This window comes from Pseudomonas sp. FG13 (assembly GCF_057809755.1).
Genome location: NZ_JBMDKO010000003.1, coordinates 120,611 through 144,222 on the forward strand (window position 1 = coordinate 120,611; position 23,612 = coordinate 144,222).

General features: G+C 61.9%; 23 protein-coding genes and 2 pseudogenes. 10 read left to right on the forward strand and 15 right to left on the reverse strand.

Translation table 11 applies throughout. The features are described from left to right. Window positions 1-29 precede the first annotated feature (29 nt). Entirely contained in the window at window positions 30-2,873 is a 2,844-nt protein-coding gene (locus ACODTO_RS04500) for a class I adenylate cyclase (protein WP_139641092.1), read from the forward strand. A gap of 4 nt (window positions 2,874-2,877) precedes the next feature. Here the strand turns inward: ACODTO_RS04500 and rnk are convergent, their stop codons facing one another. From rnk to cyaY, 3 genes are all read right to left on the reverse strand, one after another. Then, window positions 2,878-3,288, reverse strand: coding sequence for a nucleoside diphosphate kinase regulator (gene rnk, locus ACODTO_RS04505; RefSeq protein WP_139641094.1), 411 nt, complete (start codon window positions 3,286-3,288; stop codon window positions 2,878-2,880). Window positions 3,289-3,555: 267 nt separating this feature from the next. Then, window positions 3,556-3,774 carry a DUF1289 domain-containing protein gene (locus ACODTO_RS04510; protein ID WP_139641095.1) on the reverse strand — a complete coding sequence of 73 codons (219 nt, stop codon included), beginning with the start codon at window positions 3,772-3,774 and terminating at the stop codon, window positions 3,556-3,558. A gap of 4 nt (window positions 3,775-3,778) precedes the next feature. After that, complete coding sequence (gene cyaY, locus ACODTO_RS04515) at window positions 3,779-4,111, reverse strand: iron donor protein CyaY (protein WP_139641097.1); 333 nt, start codon at window positions 4,109-4,111, stop codon at window positions 3,779-3,781. A gap of 226 nt (window positions 4,112-4,337) precedes the next feature. Here cyaY and lptM point away from each other — a divergent pair, with 226 nt between their 5' ends. From lptM to ACODTO_RS04545, 6 genes are read left to right on the forward strand one after another with little or no spacing between them, the layout of a single operon-like run. Continuing rightward, a complete protein-coding gene (lptM, locus tag ACODTO_RS04520) occupies window positions 4,338-4,508 on the forward strand; it encodes an LPS translocon maturation chaperone LptM (RefSeq protein WP_139641099.1) in 171 nt (56 codons plus the stop codon). Between the two features lie 9 nt (window positions 4,509-4,517). Then, window positions 4,518-5,765 carry a diaminopimelate decarboxylase gene (gene lysA / locus ACODTO_RS04525; RefSeq protein WP_139641100.1) on the forward strand — a complete coding sequence of 416 codons (1,248 nt, stop codon included), beginning with the start codon at window positions 4,518-4,520 and terminating at the stop codon, window positions 5,763-5,765. A 4-nt stretch (window positions 5,766-5,769) separates the two neighbouring features. Beyond that, window positions 5,770-6,600 carry a diaminopimelate epimerase gene (gene dapF, locus ACODTO_RS04530; protein WP_139641102.1) on the forward strand — a complete coding sequence of 277 codons (831 nt, stop codon included), beginning with the start codon at window positions 5,770-5,772 and terminating at the stop codon, window positions 6,598-6,600. A gap of 13 nt (window positions 6,601-6,613) precedes the next feature. Continuing rightward, on the forward strand, window positions 6,614-7,339 hold the full coding sequence (locus ACODTO_RS04535) for a DUF484 family protein (protein ID WP_489106030.1): 726 nt from the start codon (window positions 6,614-6,616) through the stop codon (window positions 7,337-7,339). A 2-nt stretch (window positions 7,340-7,341) separates the two neighbouring features. Beyond that, window positions 7,342-8,241 carry a tyrosine recombinase XerC gene (gene xerC / locus ACODTO_RS04540; RefSeq protein WP_489106057.1) on the forward strand — a complete coding sequence of 300 codons (900 nt, stop codon included), beginning with the start codon at window positions 7,342-7,344 and terminating at the stop codon, window positions 8,239-8,241. Next, a complete protein-coding gene (locus ACODTO_RS04545) occupies window positions 8,238-8,942 on the forward strand; it encodes an HAD family hydrolase (RefSeq protein ID WP_139641106.1) in 705 nt (234 codons plus the stop codon). Before xerC ends, ACODTO_RS04545 begins: the two co-directional genes overlap by 4 nt. 195 nt (window positions 8,943-9,137) lie before the next feature. On the opposite strand, the gene sutA is transcribed toward ACODTO_RS04545, so the two are convergent. The 4 genes from sutA to glnK all read right to left on the reverse strand — a co-directional run bounded on the left by sutA (window position 9,138) and on the right by glnK (window position 11,907). Further along, window positions 9,138-9,461, reverse strand: coding sequence for a transcriptional regulator SutA (gene sutA, locus ACODTO_RS04550; protein ID WP_024780560.1), 324 nt, complete (start codon window positions 9,459-9,461; stop codon window positions 9,138-9,140). 101 nt (window positions 9,462-9,562) lie between these two features. Continuing rightward, the gene (locus ACODTO_RS04555; protein ID WP_024780561.1) at window positions 9,563-9,988 is read right to left on the reverse strand and encodes a secondary thiamine-phosphate synthase enzyme YjbQ; all 426 of its coding nucleotides are present in this window, start codon (window positions 9,986-9,988) and stop codon (window positions 9,563-9,565) included. 212 nt (window positions 9,989-10,200) lie between these two features. Further along, the gene (locus ACODTO_RS04560) at window positions 10,201-11,535 is read right to left on the reverse strand and encodes an ammonium transporter (protein ID WP_139641108.1); all 1,335 of its coding nucleotides are present in this window, start codon (window positions 11,533-11,535) and stop codon (window positions 10,201-10,203) included. Between the two features lie 33 nt (window positions 11,536-11,568). Then, a complete protein-coding gene (gene glnK, locus ACODTO_RS04565; RefSeq protein ID WP_002555808.1) occupies window positions 11,569-11,907 on the reverse strand; it encodes a P-II family nitrogen regulator in 339 nt (112 codons plus the stop codon). A 413-nt stretch (window positions 11,908-12,320) separates the two neighbouring features. Between glnK and ACODTO_RS04570 the strand changes: the two genes are divergently transcribed. Further along, on the forward strand, window positions 12,321-12,581 hold the full coding sequence (locus ACODTO_RS04570; RefSeq protein WP_053148583.1) for an accessory factor UbiK family protein: 261 nt from the start codon (window positions 12,321-12,323) through the stop codon (window positions 12,579-12,581). Between the two features lie 51 nt (window positions 12,582-12,632). Here the strand turns inward: ACODTO_RS04570 and ACODTO_RS04575 are convergent, their stop codons facing one another. The 3 genes and pseudogenes from ACODTO_RS04575 to ACODTO_RS04585 form a co-directional block, all read right to left on the reverse strand. Beyond that, window positions 12,633-13,496 carry a methyl-accepting chemotaxis protein gene (locus ACODTO_RS04575; RefSeq protein WP_464712009.1) on the reverse strand — a complete coding sequence of 288 codons (864 nt, stop codon included), beginning with the start codon at window positions 13,494-13,496 and terminating at the stop codon, window positions 12,633-12,635. Continuing rightward, window positions 13,491-14,273, reverse strand: a pseudogene (locus ACODTO_RS04580) (MCP four helix bundle domain-containing protein); the annotation flags it as partial. The gene ACODTO_RS04575 and the pseudogene ACODTO_RS04580, both read right to left, overlap by 6 nt. 136 nt (window positions 14,274-14,409) lie before the next feature. Further along, window positions 14,410-15,687, reverse strand: coding sequence for a sensor histidine kinase (locus ACODTO_RS04585; protein ID WP_489106031.1), 1,278 nt, complete (start codon window positions 15,685-15,687; stop codon window positions 14,410-14,412). Window positions 15,688-15,887: 200 nt separating this feature from the next. On the opposite strand from ACODTO_RS04585, the gene ACODTO_RS04590 reads away from it, so the two are divergent. Further along, window positions 15,888-17,381 (forward strand): YifB family Mg chelatase-like AAA ATPase, encoded by a 1,494-nt coding sequence (locus ACODTO_RS04590; protein WP_139641115.1) that lies wholly within the window; start codon window positions 15,888-15,890, stop codon window positions 17,379-17,381. 6 nt (window positions 17,382-17,387) lie between these two features. Here ACODTO_RS04590 and ACODTO_RS04595 read toward each other — a convergent pair whose 3' ends face one another. The 5 genes and pseudogenes from ACODTO_RS04595 to ACODTO_RS04615 form a co-directional block, all read right to left on the reverse strand. Further along, window positions 17,388-18,602 carry an aldose 1-epimerase family protein gene (locus tag ACODTO_RS04595; protein WP_175362810.1) on the reverse strand — a complete coding sequence of 405 codons (1,215 nt, stop codon included), beginning with the start codon at window positions 18,600-18,602 and terminating at the stop codon, window positions 17,388-17,390. Window positions 18,603-18,614: 12 nt separating this feature from the next. After that, window positions 18,615-18,851 (reverse strand): hypothetical protein, encoded by a 237-nt coding sequence (locus ACODTO_RS04600; protein WP_489106032.1) that lies wholly within the window; start codon window positions 18,849-18,851, stop codon window positions 18,615-18,617. A gap of 61 nt (window positions 18,852-18,912) precedes the next feature. Then, window positions 18,913-19,773: a methyl-accepting chemotaxis protein gene (locus ACODTO_RS04605; protein WP_373682427.1), complete on the reverse strand. Its 861-nt coding sequence runs from the start codon at window positions 19,771-19,773 to the stop codon at window positions 18,913-18,915. Between the two features lie 42 nt (window positions 19,774-19,815). Then, a pseudogene (locus ACODTO_RS04610) lies at window positions 19,816-20,943 on the reverse strand (Cache 3/Cache 2 fusion domain-containing protein); the annotation flags it as partial. Window positions 20,944-21,074: 131 nt separating this feature from the next. Then, the gene (locus ACODTO_RS04615) at window positions 21,075-21,995 is read right to left on the reverse strand and encodes a LysR substrate-binding domain-containing protein (protein WP_047702568.1); all 921 of its coding nucleotides are present in this window, start codon (window positions 21,993-21,995) and stop codon (window positions 21,075-21,077) included. Window positions 21,996-22,141: 146 nt separating this feature from the next. Here ACODTO_RS04615 and ACODTO_RS04620 point away from each other — a divergent pair, with 146 nt between their 5' ends. Then, entirely contained in the window at window positions 22,142-23,542 is a 1,401-nt protein-coding gene (locus ACODTO_RS04620; RefSeq protein WP_139641120.1) for a NorM family multidrug efflux MATE transporter, read from the forward strand. Window positions 23,543-23,612: the final 70 nt, after the last annotated feature.

Below are 23,612 nucleotides of genomic sequence, written 5' to 3' on the forward strand. Positions count from 1 at the left end.
TTCGACGCCGCGAGCCGGTTTGAGCCGACATGACCCGCAATCACGAAATACGCCCCGATCTGGACGAGGGAATCGACCGCAAGGTCCTCAGCCAGCTGCGCGCACGTTTTCTCAAGCTCAACACCGTCCGGATGGATCGCGCCATGGACGGCCTGTCGCCTCGCCAGCAGGGCGTGCTGACGCTGCTTCCTTTGTTTTTCCACGTCAACCATCCGCTGCTGCCAGGCTACGTCTCCGGCAGCACACCGGCCGGGCTGTCGAACTACGAGCCCGACGCCAGCGTCCTCGCCGACGCCCAGCGACTGACCCGATCGTTTTCCTACAAGCCACGCCATGGCAGCAATCCGCCGCGCCCCATCCTGGGTTTGTATCTGATGGGCAGCCTGGGCACCCTCGCCCAGGCGGACCAGAGTGACATGGATGTGTGGGTCTGCCATGGGCCGGACCTGAGCGACGACGAACTGGCCGAGCTGCGCAAGAAATGCCAACTGCTCGAAGCCTGGGCCGCGACCCAGGGCGCCGAAGCCCATTTTTTCCTGATCGACCCGGCCCGGTTCGTCCAGGGTGAACGGGACAATCAACTCAGCTCCGAAGATTGCGGCACGACTCAGCACTACCTGCTGCTGGACGAGTTCTACCGCACGGCGATCTGGCTGGCCGGGCGCACACCGATCTGGTGGCTGGTGCCGGTCTACGAGGAAGACAACTATGAGGCGTACACCCATACGTTGCTTTCCAAGCGCTTCATCCGCGCCGATGAAACCCTGGACCTCGGGCACCTGGCCTACATCCCGCCAGGGGAGTTCATCGGCGCGGGGCTCTGGCAATTGTTCAAGGGCATCGAGTCGCCCTACAAGTCCGTGCTCAAGCTGCTGCTGACGGAGGTCTACGCCAGCGAACACCCCAATGTCCGGTGCCTGAGCCTGCGCTTCAAGCAAGCCGTGTTCGCCAATCGCCTGGACCTGGAGGAGCTGGACCCGTACATGCTGGTCTACCGCCGTATCGAGGAATACCTCAACGCTCGTGGCGAACCCGAGCGCCTGGAATTGATCCGACGCGCGCTGTACCTGAAGGTCAATCGCAAGCTCACCGGCCAAGGGCGCAGCAGCGGCTGGCAGCGGAGGCTGCTCGAACGCCTGGCCGGGGAATGGGGCTGGGACCCGCGCCAACTGGCGCTGCTGGACAGCCGCAGCCAGTGGAAGGTGCGCCAGGTCAGCAACGAACGCCGCGCGCTGGTCAACGAACTGACCTACAGCTACCGCTTCCTTACCCAGTTCGCCCGCACCGAAAAAACCGTCAGCCTGATCAACAAGCGCGACCTCAACGTCCTTGGCCGCCGGCTGTATGCAGCCTTCGAACGCAAAGCCGACAAGGTCGAGTTCATCAATCCCGGCATCGCCCCGGACCTGGCCGAGGACACCCTGACGCTGGTCCAGTCACCCAACAAGAAAGAACCCGGACAGAACCAGTGGGGGCTCTACAACGGCAGCCTCAACGCCCTGGAGTGGGAGAACTTCGCGCCGATCAAGCGCAGCCGCGAACTGCTGGAACTGCTGACCTGGTGCCATCGCAACGGCGTGATCGACAGCAGCACACACCTGGCGCTGCACCCGGGCGACAGCGACTTGAGTGAGTTCGAGCTATTCAACCTGCTGGGCAGCCTGCAACAGGCCATCGCCCTGCCCCTGGTCACGGTCGAGGAAGAACAGCTGCTGCACGCCAGCGTCCCCAGTGAAGTGCTGATCCTGGTGAACGTCGGCATCGACCCACTCAAGCATCACCGCGACCTGAACATCCTGATGACCACCGAGCGCACCGACTCCCTGAGCTACTCCGGGGTCCGGGAAAACCTGGTACTGACCCTCGATCAGGTCACGCTCAATAGCTGGAATGAAGTACTGGTCAACCGTTTTGATGGCGAGCATGCGCTGCTCGATTGCCTGCGCGACTACCTCAACGACCTGCCCGCCACACAGCACCAGCCGCGCTTGCAGGTGCGCTGTTTCTGCCACAACCGGGCGCAGTTCATTGCGCGGCGGGTCGAAGAAGTCATCGAGACGGCCCAGACGCTGCTGCTGAGCAGACTCAATCACCGCTACTTGCTGCAGGTGCAGCAGTATTATCACGTACTGGAGCTGGTCCCCGGCCAGGTCAGGCACGTGGCGCTGGGCAGCCTGTCGGCGCTGCAGGACTACCTGGGCGAAGAGCTGGGCGCCTACAGCCCGCTGCACCTGGATCCAATGGCCTTGGAGGATCACGACCTGGCGCTGGTCCTGCCCATGGGCCAGCCGGAATGCATCCAGGTGTTCTACCGGGTCAATGAGGACGAGGCTGAGCTGTATGTGCTCGATGAGCTCAATGCCCTTTGGCAACAGCGCCTGCCTTATCACGACGAACACAGCCTGCTGGTGCCGTTGCAGCGCTTCCTGCAATCGGTGCTGTACCGTCGGGACGCCTTGCTGTCGATGGACACCGACCCGCCGTTGGGCCTGGAAACCCTGTACTACCAGCTTTTGCCCTCAGGCAGCGGACGCGCACGCCGGATCGAAATCCGTCCGGCGCCGCAGACACCCGAGAACAAGCCGTTCTATGACGTGCAGGCCATCATCGGCAAGGCGACCCATGGGCAGGTACACGTCACCCTGTATTGCAATCAACAGGAGTTTTCGGAACTGGAGCATGGCGACCAACTGTTCCGTGTGGTCGCCAGCGAGATCGTCGAACAGCGCCGCGAGGCCGAGCGCTATCGCTGCTACATCACCGATCTGGACCTCTCGGGCCTGGTGGGTGATAGCGCCTGCTCAAGCAATCTGTATCTGCGCTACAAGGCCGATCTGGAGCGCGCCCTGAACGAAGCGCTGACCCTGGTCTGAAGCCTCAGAGGTGGAAATCGCCGCCCGCTTCGGGCTGGTATTCCACCGCCAGCAACGTCAGCTTCAACGTCTTGCCGCCCGGTGCCGGCCAATCGATGTGCTGGCCGACCTTCAGCCCCAGCAAGGCGCTGCCCACCGGCGCCAGGATCGAGACCTTGCCTTCGTCGGCATTCGCGTCCTGTGGGTAAACCAGGGTCAGGTGATAGTCCTTGCCGCTGCCTTCCTCGCGGCAATGCACGCGCGCGTTCATGGTCACGACATCGGCGGGCACGTCTTCATGGCTCACCAGAGTCTCGGCGCGGTCCAGTTCGGTTTGCAACGCAATCACGCCCGGCAGCGTTTCGTCGAGACTGTCGATCAGGCGCTCCAGACGTTGGACGTCCAGGCGGGTAAGAGTGATGGAAGGTGCGGTCATGATCCAGGCAGACTCCTTTCTTCTGCACGAAAAAAGCAAAACCCCGCCACAGGAAGACGGGGTTTTTCACAGGCCTCGGTGAGTCGAGGCGTAGCCGGACACTATCACAGCTCAAAAAATATACAACCCGGGCCAGACAGATACACGATTGCCAGGTCCAGACAGTTCCTGTGGGAGCGAGCCTGCTCGCGATGGCGTCCGATCAATCAGCATTGATGTGACTGACACGCCGCCATCGCGAGCAGGCTCGCTCCCACGTGTATGTATTCACTTTCGATTCTGGCGCTTGAGCGCCTCGGCACAGATCACCCGCCGGCGCGCATCATCAGCCGAGCGCCACTCACGGATATCCTCCACATGGCGGAAACAGCCGAGGCAAACCTTCTGCTCATCCAGCTTGCACACGCTGGTGCACGGCGACGGCACGGCAGGGCTGACGTTGCTGTAGAGCGGCTTGGATGGCCGCGCCGGGACGGTCTGGCTCACGTTGTCACAGGCCTTCAAACTCGAATTCCACACCGGCCTGCTGCTTGACGATGCGCTCGAGCATCTCGCCCAACTGCTCCTCGCTCTTGTCGCACATCCAGCGCTCGCTTTCCTCGTCGTAGTCGAAATGGTAACCACCGGACACCGCCGCCAGCCACAACTGCCGCAGCGGTTCCTGACGACTGAAGATCAACTGGCTGCCGTTTTCGAACTTGACAGTGAGCACGCCGGCGGAGCTTTCCAGATCAATGTCCAGTTCGCTCTCATCGAAGATATCCTCCAGCATTTGCTGGGTGGTATCGACCAGATCGTGAAAACGGGCTTCAGTCAAACTCATTGCGACAACCTCGAAAATGTCTGCTCATGCTCAAGCGCCGCAAGATACGGGCGCTTCCCGACGATTGCAAAGGATATACCGACAACCACGGTCGGGGGCCGTGAAATGTCCGCGGAACCAGGCATATAGGCCACCAGCCCCGCCGGACGGGAGCCCCGTTGCATAGGCAAGCCGCCGGGTGGCCGGTATACTCCGGCGCAATTAACGCATTTTCAAGGATTTCGCCATGAAGCGCCTGATCTCTTCCCTTGCTGCGCTCGTCGCGGTTGCCTGCCTAGTGACAGCCTGTGGTCAAAAAGGTCCGCTGTACCTGCCTGATGACAGCAAGTCCCCTGAAGAGCAGGCCAAGTCGTCGCAATCCAAGTCCCACTCGCACGACACCCACTCCACCTACTAAGGGAACGCCATGGACGCTTTTAACTACCGTGGCGGGGAGCTGTTCGCGGAAGGGGTTGCCCTGTCCGCCATTGCCGAACGTTTCGGCACGCCGACCTACGTCTACTCCCGTGCCCACATCGAAGCCCAGTACCGGACCTTCGCCGACGCCCTCGCCGGCATGCCGCACCTGGTGTGTTTCGCCGTGAAGGCCAACTCCAACCTGGGTGTGCTCAATATCCTGGCGCGCCTGGGTGCAGGTTTCGACATTGTCTCCGGTGGCGAACTCGAACGAGTGCTGGCGGCTGGCGGCAGCCCTGACAAGATCGTCTTCTCCGGTGTCGGTAAAACCCGCGAGGACATGCGCCGTGCCCTGGAAGTCGGCGTGCATTGCTTCAACATCGAATCCACCGACGAACTGGAACGCCTGCAGGTCGTCGCCGCCGAGCTGGGCGTACGCGCACCGGTTTCCCTGCGCGTGAACCCGGACGTCGATGCCGGCACCCACCCGTACATTTCCACCGGTCTCAAGGAAAACAAGTTCGGCATCGCCATCGCCGATGCCGAAGACGTCTATGTGCGTGCCGCCCAACTGCCTAACCTGGAAGTCCTGGGCGTCGATTGCCACATCGGCTCGCAACTGACCACCCTCGACCCCTTCATCGATGCTCTCGACCGCCTGCTGGCGCTGGTCGACCGTCTCGGCGATTGCGGCATCTACCTGCGTCATATCGACCTGGGTGGCGGTGTCGGCGTGCGTTACCGCGATGAGGAGCCGCCGCTGGTGGCCGACTACATCAAGACCGTTCGTGAGCGTCTCGAAGGTCGCGACCTGGCGTTGATGTTCGAGCCAGGCCGCTACATCGTGGCCAATGCCGGCGTGCTGCTGACCCAGGTCGAGTACCTCAAGCACACCGAGCACAAGGACTTCGCCATCGTCGACGCGGCCATGAACGACCTGATCCGCCCGGCGCTGTACCAGGCGTGGATGGATGTGACCGCCGTGCGCCCCCGCGATACCGCAGCCCGTAGCTACGACATCGTCGGCCCGATCTGCGAAACCGGTGACTTCCTGGCCAAGGGCCGGGAGCTGGCACTGGAGGAAGGCGACCTGCTGGCGGTGCATTCGGCCGGTGCCTATGGGTTTGTCATGAGTTCCAACTACAACACCCGCGGCCGCTGCGCCGAGGTGCTGGTGGACGGTGATCAAGCATTCGAAGTGCGTCGCCGCGAGACGGTAGCCGAGTTGTTTGCCGGCGAAAGCCTGCTACCGGAGTAAAACCATGCTGCTGCGTTTTACCAAGATGCACGGCCTGGGCAATGACTTCATGGTTCTCGACCTGGTCAGCCAGCACGCGCACATTCTGCCCAAGCATGCCAAGCAATGGGGCGATCGGCACACAGGTATCGGTTTCGACCAGTTGCTGATCGTCGAGGCGCCCAACAACCCGGACGTGGACTTTCGTTATCGGATCTTCAACGCCGACGGTTCGGAAGTGGAACAATGCGGCAACGGCGCACGCTGCTTCGCCCGCTTCGTGCTGGACAAGCGCCTGACGGCCAAACGCAGGATTCGCGTCGAGACCAAAAGCGGCATCATCGAGTTGGATGTGCGCAACGACGGTCAGATCGGCGTCAACATGGGCGCTCCCCGCCTGGTGCCGGCAGATATCCCGTTCGAAGCATCGGCCCAGGCCCTGAGCTATCAGCTGGACGTCGATGACACCACGGTAGAACTGGCGGCGGTGTCCATGGGCAATCCCCATGCCGTGCTGCGAGTCAGCGACATCAATAGCGCGCCGGTGCATGAACTGGGGCCGAAGATCGAGAACCATCCGCGCTTTCCAGCACGGGTGAACGTGGGTTTCCTGCAGGTCATCGACCGTCACCGCGCGCAACTGCGTGTCTGGGAACGCGGTGCCGGGGAAACCCAGGCCTGCGGCACCGGCGCCTGCGCCGCCGCCGTCGCTGCGATCAGCCAGGGGTGGATGGATTCGCCCCTGTTGATCGACCTGCCCGGCGGGCGCCTGTCCATCGAATGGGCAGGCCCCGGCCAACCGGTGATGATGACCGGCCCGGCAGTGCGCGTATACGAAGGACAAGTTCGTCTTTGAGTGAGCCAAACCCATGACCGACAAGCCACAGGTTCCAGCGCCACAGCCCGATGAATCCTCGAGCCCGCTTCCGGAGGCCGCGGCGGTGGCCGCTTACCTGGAGGCCCATCCGGATTTCTTCGTCGAACGTGAAGACTTGCTTTCAGTGATGCGCATTCCCCACCGGCGCGGCGACACCGTGTCGCTGGTGGAGCACCAGATGAAGATCCTGCGTGAGCGCAACATCGAGATGCGTCACCGCCTTTCTCACCTGATGGACGTCGCCCGGGACAACGACCGGCTCTTCGACAAGACCCGCCGCCTGATCCTGGCTCTGATGGACGCCAGCACCCTCGAAGACCTGGTCATGAGCGTCGAAGACAGCCTGCGCCAGGAGTTCCAGGTGCCCTTTGTCAGCCTGATCCTGTTCGGCGACAACGCCATGCCGGTGGGCCGCTGGGTGACCCATGCCGAAGCGCAGACCGCCATTGGCGGCCTGCTCACCGAGAACAAAAGCGTCAGCGGCAGCTTGCGCGAACACGAGCTGGACTTCCTCTTCGGCGAGGAACAGCGCAAGCAGATCGGCTCCACCGCCGTCGTCGCCATCGCCCACCAAGGCGTCCATGGCGTGCTGGCCATCGCCAGCCGTGACCCGCAGCACTACAAAAGCTCGGTGGGCACGCTGTTCCTGAGCTACATCGCCGAAGTCACCGGCCGGGTACTGCCACGGGTTGCCGGTTCGCTGCGCTCGGTACGCTGATGATGGAACGACAGCTGGACGCCTACTGCGAACACCTGCGCAGTGAGCGCCAGGTGTCACCCCACACGCTGACGGCCTATCGCCGCGACCTGGAAAAAGTGCTGGGCTGGTGCCAGAAACAGAACGTCGGCAGTTGGCAGGCCCTGGACATCCAGCGCCTGCGCAGCCTGGTGGCGCGCCTGCATCAACAGGGACAGTCGTCCCGCAGCCTGGCGCGCCTGCTCTCCGCGGTACGCGGGTTGTATCACTACCTCAACCGCGAAGGCCTGTGCGATCACGACCCGGCCACCGGCCTGGCTCCGCCCAAGGGCGAGCGTCGCCTGCCGAAAACCCTCGACACCGACCGCGCCCTGCAATTACTTGAAGGCGCAGTCGAGGATGATTTCCTGGCGCGACGGGACCAGGCGATTCTCGAACTGTTCTACTCCTCCGGCCTGCGGCTTTCCGAACTGACAGGGCTGAACCTGGATCAACTGGACCTGGCCGACGGCATGGTCCAGGTGCTCGGCAAGGGCAGCAAGACCCGCCTGCTGCCCATTGGCCGCAAGGCCCGGGAAGCACTGGAGCTGTGGCTGCCGTTACGCGCCCTGAGCAATCCTGCCGATGACGCGGTATTCGTCAGCCAACAGGGGCGGCGCCTCGGTCCACGGGCGATCCAGGTGCGGGTCAAGGCTGCCGGCGAACGCGAGCTGGGGCAGAACCTGCATCCGCACATGCTCAGGCACTCCTTCGCCAGCCATGTGCTGGAGTCCTCCCAGGACCTGCGCGCCGTGCAAGAGCTGCTGGGCCACTCGGACATCAAGACCACTCAGATCTATACCCATCTGGACTTCCAGCACCTGGCGACGGTCTATGACAGTGCCCATCCCCGGGCCAAACGCATCAAGGGCGACGAATCATGACCATCGAGCTCATCACTTTCGACCTCGACGACACCTTGTGGGACACCGCCCCGGTGATCGCCACGGCCGAAGCCGTTCTCCGCCAGTGGCTGACCGACAACGCACCGAACCTGGGCGGCGTGCCGGTGGAGCATCTGTTTTCGATTCGCGAGCAGGTATTGCGCGAAGAGCCCGGCCTGAAGCATCGCATCAGCGCATTGCGGCGGAGGGTGCTGTTCCGTGCGCTGCAAGAAGCCGGCTATGACCAGTGGCAAGCGTCCGAGCTGGCGGACCAAGGGTTCGAGACGTTCCTGCATGCCCGCCATCAATTGGAGGTGTTTCCCGAGGTGCAGCCCACCCTGGAAATCCTCGCCAACCACTTCGCCCTTGGCGTGGTCACCAATGGCAACGCCGATGTGCGTCGCCTCGGGCTGGCGGATTACTTCAAGTTCGCGTTGTGTGCCGAGGACATCGGCATCGCCAAGCCTGATGCGCGGCTGTTCCACGAGGCCCTGCAACGCGGCGGTGCCACGGCGCAGACCGCCGTGCACGTTGGCGATCATCCCGGTGACGATATTGCCGGCGCCCAACAGGCCGGCCTGCGGGCGGTGTGGTTCAACCCGGCAGGCAAGGCCTGGGATGCCGACCATGTACCGGATGCGGAGATTCGCAGCCTGACCGAGTTGCCGGGGTTGTTGGCGGGATGGCACAGCCAGGGCTGAATCCGAGAACACCACCAAACCCTGTGGCCTGTGGGAGCGAGCCTGCTCGCGATGAGGGCGTCCCAGTGACGCTCATGTAACAGACACACCGCCATCGCGAGCAGGCTCGCTCCCACAAGGGCCGGCGCAACAGTTTTATGCCCACGAAAAAGCCCGCGACGACGGCGGGCTTTTTCGGCAAGCAGGAAGCAGAACTCAGATAGGGCGGCTGCCGTACTTGTTGTCAGGCTTCTTGGGCGGATCGGCGACCACATTGGCCTCCACTTCCTGCACCTTTCCGCCCCTGGCCAGGAATTCTTCCATGGCCTTGGCGAGCGCATCACGCTCCTTGTTCTTGGCCTCAACGCTCGGCAACTCGTCGACCGACACCGCAGCCTTGGCCTTACCCTTGGCGGTCGGGGCCGGTATATCGGCGCCATCGTCGTCGGCAACGTCTTCGGCTGCCGCTTCCAGGCCGTCTTCGGCCTCGTCTTCTTCACCTACTTCGAGGTCGTCGTTTTCCAGATCATCGTCGCTCATGTTCTACCTCATGACTTGCGAAAAGCAGATTAGTTATAGCCCAGCTACGCCATCTGTCGAAGGCTGCCAGAAAAAATTCAACATCCACCGGCAATCGGCGGTCATGCCCCTTCACCGTACAAGGTGGCGAGGACTTTACGAGCACCGCCATGATCACGGTGCTCGCCCAGATAAACACCTTGCCAGGTACCCAGAGCCAGTCGCCCGTCCGTTACCGGAAGGCTGAGCTGACATCCCAGCACGCTGGCCTTGAAGTGCGCCGGGAGGTCGTCCAGGCCTTCGTCGTTGTGCTCATAATCGGCAGTTCCTTGTGGGATCAGCCGATTGAAAAATCGTTCGAAGTCTCGACGTACCGCCGGATCGGCGTTCTCGTTGATGGTCAACGAGGCCGAGGTATGCTGCAGCCACAGATGCAACAGACCGACGCGACACGCCCGTAGTTCAGGCAGGCCGGCGAGCAACTCGTCCGTCACCAGATGAAAGCCCCGGGGCCTTGCCCGCAGGGTAATCAGCGTCTGTTGCCACATACAGTTCTCCGCACGCTCGGCGCGCATTCTAGCGCGCTCAGGAAAAAAACAAAGAGCCTAATATTCCACCTTCGATGTAAGCCTTTGGCGCTGGAAAACCCCTGCCACCCGCCAGACAAAAAGGCCTCGGAAAAACTGGCTCTTCCTGTGAGCGTTGACAAATCGCAGGCAAAAAAATGCCCGGCGAACCGGGCATATTTTTTTGCGTGGATTTACAGATTGTAGCCACGCTCGTTGTGCTGGGCCAGATCCAGGCCAACAGCCTCTTCTTCCTCGGAGACACGCAGACCCATGACGGCGTCCAGGACCTTGAGGATGATGAAGGTGACGATCGCGGTGTAGATCACCGTGAAGCCCACGCCTTTGACTTGAATCCACACTTGCGCACCGATATCGGTCACGGTGCCGAAGCCACCCAGGGCCGGCGCAGCGAACACACCGGTGAGGATCGCGCCGAGGATACCGCCGATGCCGTGCACGCCGAAGGCATCCAGGGAGTCGTCATAGCCGAGTTTGCGTTTGAGGGTGGTTGCGCAGAAGAAGCACACCACGCCCGCCGCCAGGCCAATCACCAGAGCGCCCATCGGGCCCACGGTGCCAGCCGCCGGAGTGATCGCAACCAGACCCGCCACCACGCCCGAGGCGATGCCCAGTGCGCTTGGCTTGCCGTGGGTGATCCATTCGGCAAACATCCAGCCCAATGCTGCGGCAGCGGTAGCAATCTGAGTGACCAGCATGGCCATGCCGGCCGTGCCGTTGGCGGCGACGGCGGAACCGGCGTTGAAACCGAACCAGCCGACCCACAGCATGGCGGCGCCCATCAGGGTGTAACCCAGGTTATGCGGTGCCATTGGCGTGGTCGGGAAGCCTTTGCGCTTGCCCAGTACCAGGCACGCCACCAGGCCTGCGATACCGGCGTTGATGTGCACCACGGTGCCGCCGGCGAAGTCCAGCACGCCCCAGTCCCACAGCAGGCCACCGTTACCGGACCAGACCATGTGCGCAATCGGCGCATACACCAGGGTGAACCACACGCCCATGAAGATGAGCATGGCGGAGAACTTCATCCGCTCGGCAAAGGCGCCGACGATCAGGGCCGGGGTGATGATGGCGAAGGTCATCTGGAAAGTGACGAACACCGCTTCAGGGAACAGCGCTGTCGGACCGGTGATGCTCGCCGGAGTCACGCCCGCCAGGAACGCCTTGCCCAGGCCACCGACGAAGGAGTTGAAGTTGACGACGCCCTGCTCCATGCCGGTGGTGTCGAACGCAATGCTGTAGCCATAAATGACCCACAGGATGCTGATCAGACCGGTAATGGCGAAACACTGCATCATCACGGAAAGAAGGTTTTTCGAGCGAACCATGCCGCCGTAGAACAGCGCCAGGCCGGGAATGGTCATGAACAGTACAAGAATCGTGGCTGTCAGCATCCAGGCGGTGTCGCCAGAGTTGAGGACAGGGGCTGCCGCTTCTTCTGCCATGGCCAGGCCAGGCATTACGAAGGACAACAGGGCTCCTAGCCCTGCGAATTTACGCAGAGTCATATTGTTTTCTCCTGGGGCGTTGGGTTTGGCGGCTTAGATGGCGTCGGTATCGGTTTCGCCGGTACGGATGCGAATAGCCTGTTCCAGATTGACCACAAAGATCTTTCCGTCACCGATCTTGCCGGTGTTGGCGGCCTTGGTGATTGCCTCGATCACCCGGTCAAGATCCTTGTCGTCAATGGCGACGTCGATCTTCACCTTGGGCAGGAAATCGACCACGTATTCCGCGCCGCGATACAGCTCGGTGTGACCTTTCTGCCGGCCGAAGCCTTTGACCTCAGTGACGGTAATGCCCTGCACGCCGATCTCGGACAACGACTCGCGCACGTCGTCCAACTTGAACGGCTTGATGATGGCAGTGACTAGCTTCATGAAACTTTCTCCCGAATTGGTGGACTTGCCCCAGGAAAACAAACCCGACTCAAGTCTAAGCGCAGTGCCTGGCTTTGTAACGCATCGTCGGCCCAAGTTGCCCGACCAGCGCCAGTCAACCGTGCCAGCCGCAGCTCCCCGCTTCGCCTGGCTGCACTGCATCGTCACAACGACTGCATCAGTGCATGGGTCATGAGCCTCTAAGCAGAAACCTTGCCATCTGCACCAAAAACCCGTGATTTCAACTCTTTAACCGTCGAGCCCACCTCTCTCACGCCACCAACCGCCGCGATACGCACAACAACAGTGCGACAACCTCCAGCCCCGTGCGCGAAAAGCGTGCATCCGATGCATGCGAATTGACTATAGACACTGCGTGATACACTGCCGCCATCGTTTTCAGGATTGCTGCCATGCTCGCCCCCAAAGACCTGCTCGACGCCCTCAGTGGCCACGCCTCCCGCCTCTTGAGCGGCGACACTCCGCTGCCCAAAAGCGAAATCGAAAGCCAGTTCAAGGCACTGCTGCAAAGCGGCTTCAGCAAACTGGACTTGGTGAGCCGGGAAGAATTCGACAGTCAGATGGTCGTGCTGGCCCGCACCCGGGCGCGCCTCGAAAGCCTGGAGGCGAAGGTCGCGGAGTTGGAAGCGCGATTGGCTCCAACCCAGGAATAAGCAGGCTCGGGATACGCCTGGTACTGGCCCAGGCGTAATCACTCCCAGGCGTCAGAGGCGAAAGCGGCCGACCAGGGTATTGAAGGACAGCGCCAGGTTGGACAGTTCCTGGCTCGATGCGTTGGTCTGGTTCGCCCCCGCCGCGGTCTGGGTCGAGAGATCCTGGATATTCACCAGGTTGCGATCCACCTCACGGGCCACGTGGGCCTGCTCCTCGGACGCCGTGGCGATCACCAGGTTGCGGTCGTTGATCTGCGAAATGCCGTCAGCAATCTGCTCCAACGCCTCGCCGGTCGCCCGAGCCAGGCCCTGGGTCTCGGTAACCAGTGCCTGGCTCTTGCTCATCGCATCGACCGCGCTATCGGCACGATCCTGGACCGCGTGGATCATGCTTTCGATTTCGCCGGTAGACGACTGGGTACGCGCCGCCAGTGCGCGAACCTCATCGGCCACCACGGCAAAGCCGCGACCCTGCTCCCCTGCCCGCGCGGCCTCGATCGCTGCGTTGAGCGCCAGCAGGTTGGTTTGCTCGGCGATCCCGCGGATCACATCCACCACCTTACCGATATCCCGGACCTGCCCGGCAAGAACACTGACCAGTTCGGTGGATGAGGTGAGTTCCCGGGTCGCATTGTTGATCGCCTGCACTGCATTGCGAGCCTGATCGCGCCCATTGCTGGCTTGCGAGCTGGTCGCTTGGGACGCCTGCGAGGTGGAAACGGCATTGCGAGCCACCTCCTCCACGGCAGAGGTCATCTCGGTCACAGCCGTGGCCGCCTGTTGGATTTCGTCGTTCTGCCGGATCAGGGCACGACTGCCATCGTCAGTGACCGCGGTGAGCTCCTCGGCAGCGGAAGCCAACTGTTCCGAGGCGCAGGCAATCTGTTGGATGGTGGTTTTCAAGCTGGCTTGCATATCGCCCAGGGCCTTGAGCAGTTGACCGGCCTCGTCGCGACTGTTGCTGTTGATGTGCTGGGTCAGGTCACCCTGGGCAATGCGTTGCGCGCAGTCGACCGCCACGGCAATCGGTCGGCTGATCAGGCGGCTGATGAACATGCCCAGCAGCAGCGCCGCAATAAAGGCGATGGCAATGCCGCTGTACAACACCGTCTTGGCCGTCACTTCCTGAAGCGTGGCAGCCTTGGCGTCTTCGCTGATCTGGCGGTCGTTGGAGTCGATCATGATCGTCAACTGATCCATCACCTTGCGGTAGGCCTTCTGCAAATCTCCCAACAGCAGCGTGCGACCGTTCTCCAAGTCTCCCGCCGCCATCAGTGCCAAGTACTGCTGCACCATCGCCTGGTAGACGGGCCAGTCGCGCGCCATCTGGTCACCGGCCAGGCGCTCGTCCTCAGCCAGGTTTCCCTTGCGGTAATCGGCAAACGCCTTTTCGCTGGCCAACTGGTTGGCTTTCATCGAGGCGAGAAACTCATCCTTCACGCTCTGTGGGGCGTTGCCTGCGGTCGCCACGTACAGCCGGTACATATCGCGGGTCTGTCCGACGGCCTTGGTCTTGGTCTGCGAGGTATTGGCGACCGAGACCAGGTTGTTGTTGAACACTGCCTGCAGGCGGGCCGACAGCGCGGAAACGCCGCTGACGCCCAGCATGCCCACGGCGAGCGTAATCAGGGCGCAGAGGAAAAACGAAATGATCAGTTTGGTCGAAAGTTTTGCGTCATTGAGCCAGTTCATTAGCGGATCCCTACGGAGCAATGGCCCTTCGCCATATCAGCCGGGGAATGCTAGTCATGTGAAATATTGATCACAATGCAGGGAATCGCATGACCGTTTGGATTATTCAACGATGATGCGTCGCTATCGTCGCTGCTCAACCACCCGCGGCTTGCAGGGACTGCTCCTGATCGAGCGCAATCGGCAGCTCCAACGCAAACAATGCTCCCTGTCCCGGCCCGGCACTCTGTACGGTCAGCTCGCCGCCCATTTCATGAGCCGCCAGGATGCAGCTGTGCAGGCCGAAACCATGGCCGTCGGCCCGTGTCGTGAAACCGTGTTCGAACAACCGGGGGAGGTTGTCCATGGCGATACCCTCGCCGTTGTCCTCGACCTCGATCCGTACGCGCTTGTCGTCAATGGCCTTCAGGCGCAGGGTGATCCGGGACGGACGATCCGAGACCGGATCGAGCGCCTGCTTGGCGTTGTTGATCAGGTTGATCAATATCTGTAGCACTTTGTGCTTATCCAGCGCCATGATCGGGATATCGTTGAGCTCCTTGACCACCGTCACCTGATGGCGGGCCAGGGACACATGGCAGATGCGCACCACATCCTCGATCAACTCTCGCAACGAGCCCGGCTCCAGCACGCTGGAATTGCCGGCATAGGACTGCTGGGTAGCGACGATTTCCTTGATATGGTCAATGCTCTTGGTCAACTGCGCCAACTCGTTGATCATGCTCTGCTGCTCGATTGCCAGCGACTCGGCCAGCTTGCCGAGGTAGTCCGGCAATGCGCGACCTTTCGGATTGGAGCTGAAGAAGTCACCGAGATCATCGGAATGCTCCTTCATTAATTGAACAACCTTGGCGACCCCCTGCCCTTTGGACGTATGCACTTTGTCATACAGAACCTGGGCCGACACATTGACGCTATTGAGCACGTTGCCCACATTGTGCAGCACGTTAGTGGCAATTTCCGCCATGCCCGCCCGGCGCGCGGTGGTGACCAGTTCGGCCTGGGCCTCGCGCAATTCGTCGTTGACCCGGGCCAATTGCTGCGGGCTGGGAATCTTCAGGGCCGCGGGCACCAGCCGAACCAGCAGGATGGCGGTAATCATCGAAGCAATCGCGGTGATTACCTTAACCAGCGCCGATAGCCAGTAGTAGGGTTGCCAGATGGTCAGGATTTCCATCACATGGCTGGTCCCGCAGGCCAGGATGAAGACGCCGAAGGCCGCCAGCATCCAGTCGAAAGGCACGTCCTTGCGCTTGTGGATAAAGTAGATGAGCGTGAAGGGAATGGTGACGTAAGAGAACGTGATCAGCCCATCCGCAATCACGTTGGTCCAGAGCAGATCCGGGCGCCACAGATAGCAATGCCCGTGGGGCATGAAGCGGTTATCGGTCAACAGCGCCAGCAGATCGTTCACGACCGCGTCCTCCCTGTGCTATTGGATTGCCACAGATCGCAGTCTAGCAGAGGCCTAATCCCCCACCTCCCAGGCCGCCATTCCACCTGCAACATCCTGCCAAGATTTCGCTCATCATTTGCCACGCCGGTCCCCCTCCCCACGACTAACCTTCAGGCACCGCAGGATGCGGTCTTTATATCCCTTTCAAGGAACGATTCATGTCGCTCGCCATTGTCCATAGCCGCGCCCAGGTGGGGGTGGAGGCTCCCGCCGTTACCGTTGAGGTCCATCTTGCCAATGGCTTGCCGTCATTGACGATGGTCGGTTTGCCGGAGGCGGCGGTGAAGGAAAGCAAGGACCGGGTGCGCAGTGCGATTATCAATTCGGGGCTGAACTTCCCGGCGCGGCGTATTACCTTGAACCTGGCACCGGCGGACCTGCCGAAGGACGGCGGGCGGTTCGACCTGGCCATTGCCCTGGGCATCCTGGCGGCCAGCGTGCAGGTGCCGACCCTGACGCTGGACGACGTGGAATGCCTTGGTGAGCTGGCGTTATCCGGCGCCGTGCGACCGGTGCGCGGGGTATTGCCCGCTGCGCTGGCGGCGCGCAAGGCCGGACGCACGCTGGTGGTGCCGCGGGCGAACGCCGAGGAGGCCTGCCTGGCCTCGGGCCTGAGAGTGATCGCCGTGGATCATCTGCTTGAAGTGGTAGCGCATTTCAACGGCCACGCTCCGGTCGAGCCTTTCGTTTCGAACGGACTGCTTTCAGCCAGCAAGCCCTACCCCGACCTGAACGAAGTGCAAGGCCAGGTCGGGGCCAAGCGTGCCTTGCTGATCGCTGCCGCCGGAGCGCACAACCTGCTATTCAGCGGACCGCCGGGTACCGGCAAGACATTGCTGGCGAGTCGTTTGCCGGGACTGCTACCGCCACTGGCCGAGAGCGAGGCCCTGGAGGTCGCTGCGATCCAGTCGGTCGCCAGTTGCGTGCCCTTGAGTCATTGGCCACAACGGCCTTTTCGCCAGCCCCATCACTCGGCTTCGGGTCCGGCGCTGGTAGGTGGAGGATCCAAACCGCAGCCAGGCGAGATCACTCTGGCCCACCATGGCGTGTTATTCCTCGATGAATTACCGGAGTTCGACCGCAAGGTACTGGAAGTCCTGCGGGAGCCGCTGGAATCGGGCCACATCGTCGTATCTCGTGCCCGCGACCGCGTGCGCTTTCCGGCGCGCTTCCAGCTGGTGGCGGCGATGAACCCCTGCCCCTGCGGATACCTGGGCGAGCCCAGCGGCCGTTGCTCCTGCACACCCGACATGGTGCAGCGCTACCGCAACAAGCTCTCAGGTCCCTTGTTGGACCGTATCGACCTGCACCTGACGGTCGCACGGGAAGCCACGGCGCTGAATCCCCGGCGCGAACCGGGTGAGGACACCGCCACCGTGGCCGAACAAGTGGCCGAAGCCCGTGAACGCCAGCAGACGCGACAAGGCTGTGCCAACGCTTTCCTGGATCTGCCCGGTCTGCGTCGGCACTGCACGTTATCCACAGCCGATGAAACGTGGCTGGAAACGGCCTGCGAGCGACTAACCCTGTCGCTGCGGGCCGCCCATCGCTTGCTCAAGGTTGCCCGGACGCTGGCAGACCTAGAGCAAGCTGGCCGTATCAGCCGGGAGCACCTGGCTGAAGCCTTGCAGTATCGCCCTGCGACGGCCTGAACCGGGTCACGGTTTGCTCAGGTCCACCAGCGGCGTATTCCGCACCTCGGTTTTTCGATCGCCCTGGATCTCATCGACCCGTTTGAGCGCTTTATCCACGGCGCCCTTGTCCGCCAGCAGGCTGTAACGGATCTGGAAGTGCTTCTGCTCTTTCGGCGCGATAGTGGGTACCAGGCCCAGTGGCCGCTGGTAATGGCGGTTATAGGAAAAACTGGTGCCAGGCTCCAGCCCGGTCACGTACCCCTGCCCTTGGGTATCGGTGTTTTTCCACAGGGAGAACACGGGAAGCGTTGCCGTGTTGAAGCCCACCGATACACCAAGGCTACCGGCCTTGTTGTGCAGCACGGTGAGCGTGTCACCCTTGGCGTCGGCGTAGGGCACGACGTTATAGACGGTTTCGTCGTAATCCTTGGTGGGAGCCCGGTAGGTTTGCCAATCGGCCAGGTCGCCCTTGGCCTTGTCATTGAATGGCGAGACCTGCTTGACCGGCGCGGCGAAACGGGCGCCCTGCTCCAGGAACGGCGTGCTGAAGTTGCTGTGGTAGAGCGCCTGGTATTCCTTCGGATAGTCGCCGTTGTTGGTCAACGTGTCGTTGAGGGCGAAAGTTACGCTACCAGGTTCGGTGACCAGCTCGGTCTGCACCGAAAAATCGACCTTCTTGAAAGCCTGCTCTTTCAACTCACCCCTCAGGGTAATGGCATAAGGGGCTTTTTCATCGATGTGCAGGGTGACCTTGTTGGCCGGGATATTGGCGGCGCGACCGTGCAGCGTCAGCAGTTCGCCATTGTCCATGCCAGGGTGCCCCACCCACTCGTAACCACAACGGGTGACCAGCTCGTTGAAACCTTCGAGCCATCCCAGCCCGCCGCGACCGTTGAGTTCGATGAAGGCCGGATTGACCACTTCCTTGACCGGCGAATCCCAACCCATCCGCGCATTTCCGACCGACGCCTGCAACACGTTCATGCCCCGGGTCGGAACGACCGACAGTTTCATGGTGCCGTTGTCGATGTCGACGATGCTGACGCCTTCCTGGCGACCGCCGTGCAGGGTGCGCATCGTCACGGAAAAGGGTTTGTCGGTCTTCACGCCGAGCTGCTGGCTGGTGATCTGCCAAGGCTGGGCGGCTTTATCGGTGTCGAGCAGGACATAGTCCCAGGCCATGGCATGGGAGGCAGCGCCCAGGGCGCCGAGGGTAACAAGGAGTTTGAGCGGAGTCATGGACTTGGCCTTTTATTGGAGTTGTGCGGTTTTTATAGACTTGAAGAAACGTTTCAGCAAGCTTAAAAACGGCAATAACTCTAAAAAAAGCAGACCGGAGAAATTAGCGACACAACGTGTGTGGGAGCTGAGCTTGCTCGCGATGGCATTGGATCGGGCGATATCTCTGTCGCCTGACATAAAGCTATCGCGAGCAAGCTCGGCTCCCACAGTGGCCGGGGCAATTAGATATTGGCGGTTGAAAGCCATCGCGAGCAGGCTCGCTCCCACAATGATCCGGGACGAGCCTGCTGCGGTGGTTGTAAGGGACTCAGCGGAACCGATCGACTTCCTGGCGCAGGTCCTGCGCCAGCTTTTCCAGTTCCTTGGCAGTGACCGCCAGGTTCGAGACCACTTCGCGCTGCTCGCTGTTGGCCATGGCGATACTCTGCAGGTTGCTGCTGAGCAGGGTTGCCGTGCTGCTTTGTTCCTGGGTAGCGGTGGTGATCGCCGCGAACTGCTGGCCAGCCGAACGGCTCTGCTCATCGATGCGAGCCAGCGCCGAGGCCACGTTGGCGTTGCGCGACAGGCCTTCTTGCATCAACAGGTTGCCCTGCTCCATCGTACTGATGGCGTTGCCGGTTTCCTGCTGGATGCTGGTGATCATGCTGGAAATCTCGTCAGTGGCCTGACGAGTACGGGAGGCCAGGCTACGGACCTCATCCGCCACCACGGCGAAACCACGCCCCTGCTCACCCGCGCGAGCGGCTTCGATGGCAGCGTTCAGGGCCAGCAGGTTGGTCTGCTCGGCGATCGAGGTGATCACGCCGACGATCCCGCCGATTTCCTGGGAACGCTGACCCAAGGTGTTGATAACCGTGGCAGTGCTGTTCAGTGCGCCGGCGATCTGTTCCAGGGACGAAGAGGCTTCATCCATCGATGTCCGACCGATACGCGTCTGCTGGGCGTTTTCCTGGGCCAGGCGCTCGGTATTGCCCATGTTGTCGGCAATGTTCAACGAGGTAGCGCTGAACTCTTCCACCGCGCCGGCCATGCTGGTGATTTCGCCGGACTGCTGCTCCATCCCCTCATAAGCACCGCTGGACAACCCGGACAGGGCCTGGGCACGACTGCTGACCTCCTGGGAGGCCTTGCGGATATGCTCGACCATGGTCGACAACGCCTGGCTCATCTGATTGAAGGCACGGGACAGTTGGCCGATTTCGTCATGGCTCGACACGCTCAGGCGCACACTCAGGTCACCGGCGCCCAATGCTTCGGCCTGGCGCACCAGATCGCCCAGGGGCGCCAGCTTGCTGCGCAACAGCCACATCGCTGCGCCAACCGCCAGCAGCATTGCCAGCAAGCTGCCAATGGCCAGTTGCGTACCGACGCTCCAGGTCACCTCGCGAATCTCGGCCTTCGGCATGCTCGCCACCACCGCCCACGGTCCGCCCTCGAACGGTACGGCGACGCTATAGAAATCTTCGGCGGTGTCGCTCCAGAACGCGCCCTTGCCCGGTTCTTTCACCAGGCCAACGACGGTCGTGACAGCGGCATCCAGCGCCTGGACGCCGGCCGGCGGTACCAGCCATTTGCTTTGTTCATCCAGCAGGGCCAGCGAGCCGGTCTTGCCAATGCGGAAGCGCTTGAGGTTCTCGAACTGGGCATTCTGCGCATCGGTGTAGTCGAAACCGACGTACAGCGCGGCGATGATCTTGCCACCGCTGTCACGAACCGGGCTGTACTGGGTCATGTAGTAACGGCCAAAGAGCAAGACCCGGCCAATATAGCTCTGCCCACTCATCAAGCGGGCGTAAGCCGGGCTGGCGTGGTCCAGCACGGTGCCAATGGCTCGCGAACCGTCCTGCTTGGCCACCGACGTACTGACGCGGATGAAATCGTCGCCGCTGCGCACGAACACCGTGGCGGTCCCGGCGGTCATCTGCTTGAACTCGTCAACTTCCTTGAAGTTGTTGTTCAGCACTTCGCTACCCAGGCTCAGGCTCGGTGTCTGTATGCCCGCCACCGCAACCGGCTGGTCCGGGTGCACGTTCAGGCCCGCGCTGAAGCGCTTTTCGAACAGGCCAGCCAGGCGCTGGGTGCTCTCGCGCAAGGTGCCGTGGAAGGTATTGAGCTGATCGGCCATCAGACGCGCTTCACTGGCCAGATGCTCTTCACGAGTGGCAAGGTTGGCGGCGTCCAGCGAACGCAAGGCGAAGACGGTACTGCCGGAGATCACGATCGCCAATATCACGGCGAGGGCAAGGCCTAGCTGTGAGGCGATCCGGGCACGGGGTTGAGACATGACGGCTCCTGGCCGAGACACCGGATCATCCTGATCACGTCGCACGCTCGGCATTTTATTCAAGGTAGGTATATGTTTTGCCCTTTCTGAACGAGGGTTCCATGTCACGGGTTCGGCCGCAAAGCGAGATACTTGAGCGGCCAGCAAGGATTAATACAGGCTGCTATCACCCTTACTGCAACGTTTCAGCCAAGACGCTCCACCGCGGGCAGTTGCATGGCCTTGACTTCGCCTTGCAGAAAATCGCTGAGCCGACGCAAACGTTCACCTCCCGGACGGGTTTTGGGCCAGACCAGGTAATAATGCTCGCCACTGGCGACGGCGGTCGGCCACGGCAGGCTCAAGCGCCCCTGAGCCACATCTTCGGCCACCATCAACAGGTCGCCCATGGAAACACCGTAACCGCGCGCCGCTGCAATCATGCCCAGCTCCAGCGTATCGAACACCTGCCCGCCCTTGAGCGAGACCTTGTCGGACAAGCCCATGCGCTCCAGCCAACTGCGCCAGTCGCGACGGTCTGGCGTGGGATGGAGCAGTTCGGCGTTGGCCAGCCGCTGCACATCCCACGGTTGATCGTTCAACAGGTTCGGCGCGCCCACGGGAATCAGCTCCTCGGGAAACAGGAAACTGGCCTCCCAATCCGCTGGAAAATGTCCATTGCCCAACAACACCGCACAATCGAAAGGCTCGGTGTTGAAGTCCACCGAATCGACGTCCATCCAGGCGCTGGTCAACTGCACCTCATTGCCCGGCTGCAAATGTCGAAAGCGACTCAGGCGCGCCAGCAGCCAACGCATGGTCAGGGTCGAGGGGGCCTTCATGCGCAGGATGCCGTCCTCACCCGACAGCGTATGGCAGGCCCGCTCAAGTGCCATGAACCCATCGCGGATACCTGGCAGCAGCAACCGCGCCGCTTCGGTCAATTGCAGATTGCGACCGCTGCGCTGGAACAGCCGGCAGGCAAAATGCTCCTCGAGCGTGCGGATGTGACGGCTCACCGCACTCTGGGTAATCGATAACTCTTCTGCGGCCCGGGTGAACGAGCTGTAGCGCGCCGCTGCTTCGAATGCCCGCAGCGCATAAAGAGGTGGAAGACGACGCGACATCGGGAAACGCTCCAGTGACGAGGGCCTGGCAGAAAGAACCCATACATGAGTTTTAATCATATCTGCCATCGTTTTTATCCTTTTGTGCAAAGCGTCGCAAGCGCCGAGAATCGACGGTTTACAGCCTCGTCTGAACATGGAGCGTGATGATCATGCAGCATCCTGTGCGTACCGAACTCCGGGCTATCCTGCGGCTGGCGGGGCCGTTGATTGCCTCGCAGTTGGCGCACATGTTGATGGTCCTCACCGACACCTTGATGATGGCGCGCCTGAGCCCCGAAGCCCTGGCCGGCGGTGGACTGGGGGCGGCGAGTTATTCGTTCGTGTCGATTTTCTGCATCGGCGTGATCGCGGCAGTGGGTACCCTGGTGGCGATCCGTCACGGTGCCGGCGACATCGAGGGGGCCACCCGTTTGACCCAGGCCGGGTTGTGGCTGGCCTGGCTGATGGCGCTGGCAGCCGGGTTACTGTTATGGAACCTCAAGCCGGTGCTGCTGATGTTCGGCCAGACCGAAACCAACGTGCTGTCCGCCGGACAGTTCCTGCTGGTGTTGCCGTTTGCCCTGCCGGGCTATCTGAGCTTCATGGCCCTGCGCGGCTTTACCAGCGCCATCGGCCGGGCCACGCCGGTCATGGTGATCAGTCTGGGCGGCACGGTGGCCAACTTCCTGCTCAATTACGCGCTTATCACCGGTATGTTCGGGCTGCCGAAACTGGGCTTGATGGGCATCGGCCTGGTTACTGCCATTGTTGCCAGTTGCATGGCCCTGGCGCTGGCCTGGCATATCCACCGGCATCCGGCATACCGCGCGTACCCACTGCTTGAGGGGCTGTTCCGGCCGAATCGCCAGTACCTCAAGGAGCTGTGGCGCCTGGGCCTGCCGATTGGCGGCACCTATGCCGTGGAAGTCGGGCTGTTCGCGTTCGCCGCGCTGTGCATGGGCACCATGGGCAGCACGCCGTTGGCGGCCCATCAGATCGCCCTGCAGATTGTGTCTGTGGCATTCATGGTTCCGGCAGGGATGTCGTACGCCATCACCATGCGCATCGGCCAGCACTACGGCGCCGGACAACTGCTGATGGCCCGACTGTCCGGACGGGTCGGCATTGGCTTCGGCGCTGCGGTGATGCTGGCTTTTGCCATGGTGTTCTGGCTGTTGCCGAATCAGTTGATCGGTTTGTTCCTGGACCACAACGACCCGGCGTTCCGTCCGGTGATCGACCTGGCGGTGAGCCTGCTGGCCGTGGCGGCGTGGTTCGAACTGTTCGACGGCACGCAGACCATCGCCATGGGCTGCATTCGTGGGCTCAAGGACGCCAAGACCACGTTCCTGGTGGGCCTGGGTTGTTATTGGTTGATTGGCGCGCCGGCGGCCTGGTGGATGGCGTTTCACCTGAGCTGGGGACCGACCGGCGTCTGGTGGGGGCTGGCCCTGGGGCTGGCCTGCGCGGCGGTGAGCCTGACGTTGGCGTTCGAAGGGAAGATGAAGCGGATGATCAGGGGCGAGCCGGGACAACAGGGTTTCGAGAACGTCCAGACTGAATGAACCCCCTGTGGGAGCGAGCCTGCTCGCGATAGCGGTGTGTCTAATACATCGATCTGACTGATCGACCGCC

Bases quoted from the DNA above. Each gene is read 5' to 3' on its own strand.
- ACODTO_RS04500 (WP_139641092.1), top strand. From the start codon at position 30: ATGACCCGCAATCACGAAATACGCCCCGATCTGGACGAGGGAATCGAC.
- rnk (WP_139641094.1), bottom strand. From the start codon at position 3,288: ATGACCGCACCTTCCATCACTCTTACCCGCCTGGACGTCCAACGTCTG.
- cyaY (WP_139641097.1), bottom strand. From the start codon at position 4,111: ATGAGTTTGACTGAAGCCCGTTTTCACGATCTGGTCGATACCACCCAG.
- lptM (WP_139641099.1), top strand. From the start codon at position 4,338: ATGAAGCGCCTGATCTCTTCCCTTGCTGCGCTCGTCGCGGTTGCCTGC.
- lysA (WP_139641100.1), top strand. From the start codon at position 4,518: ATGGACGCTTTTAACTACCGTGGCGGGGAGCTGTTCGCGGAAGGGGTT.
- dapF (WP_139641102.1), top strand. From the start codon at position 5,770: ATGCTGCTGCGTTTTACCAAGATGCACGGCCTGGGCAATGACTTCATG.
- ACODTO_RS04535 (WP_489106030.1), top strand. From the start codon at position 6,614: ATGACCGACAAGCCACAGGTTCCAGCGCCACAGCCCGATGAATCCTCG.
- xerC (WP_489106057.1), top strand. From the start codon at position 7,342: ATGGAACGACAGCTGGACGCCTACTGCGAACACCTGCGCAGTGAGCGC.
- ACODTO_RS04545 (WP_139641106.1), top strand. From the start codon at position 8,238: ATGACCATCGAGCTCATCACTTTCGACCTCGACGACACCTTGTGGGAC.
- sutA (WP_024780560.1), bottom strand. From the start codon at position 9,461: ATGAGCGACGATGATCTGGAAAACGACGACCTCGAAGTAGGTGAAGAA.
- ACODTO_RS04555 (WP_024780561.1), bottom strand. From the start codon at position 9,988: ATGTGGCAACAGACGCTGATTACCCTGCGGGCAAGGCCCCGGGGCTTT.
- ACODTO_RS04560 (WP_139641108.1), bottom strand. From the start codon at position 11,535: ATGACTCTGCGTAAATTCGCAGGGCTAGGAGCCCTGTTGTCCTTCGTA.
- glnK (WP_002555808.1), bottom strand. From the start codon at position 11,907: ATGAAGCTAGTCACTGCCATCATCAAGCCGTTCAAGTTGGACGACGTG.
- ACODTO_RS04570 (WP_053148583.1), top strand. From the start codon at position 12,321: ATGCTCGCCCCCAAAGACCTGCTCGACGCCCTCAGTGGCCACGCCTCC.
- ACODTO_RS04575 (WP_464712009.1), bottom strand. From the start codon at position 13,496: ATGCAAGCCAGCTTGAAAACCACCATCCAACAGATTGCCTGCGCCTCG.
- ACODTO_RS04590 (WP_139641115.1), top strand. From the start codon at position 15,888: ATGTCGCTCGCCATTGTCCATAGCCGCGCCCAGGTGGGGGTGGAGGCT.
- ACODTO_RS04595 (WP_175362810.1), bottom strand. From the start codon at position 18,602: ATGACTCCGCTCAAACTCCTTGTTACCCTCGGCGCCCTGGGCGCTGCC.
- ACODTO_RS04600 (WP_489106032.1), bottom strand. From the start codon at position 18,851: ATGGCTTTCAACCGCCAATATCTAATTGCCCCGGCCACTGTGGGAGCC.
- ACODTO_RS04605 (WP_373682427.1), bottom strand. From the start codon at position 19,773: ATGAGCCAGGCGTTGTCGACCATGGTCGAGCATATCCGCAAGGCCTCC.
- ACODTO_RS04615 (WP_047702568.1), bottom strand. From the start codon at position 21,995: ATGTCGCGTCGTCTTCCACCTCTTTATGCGCTGCGGGCATTCGAAGCA.
- ACODTO_RS04620 (WP_139641120.1), top strand. From the start codon at position 22,142: ATGATCATGCAGCATCCTGTGCGTACCGAACTCCGGGCTATCCTGCGG.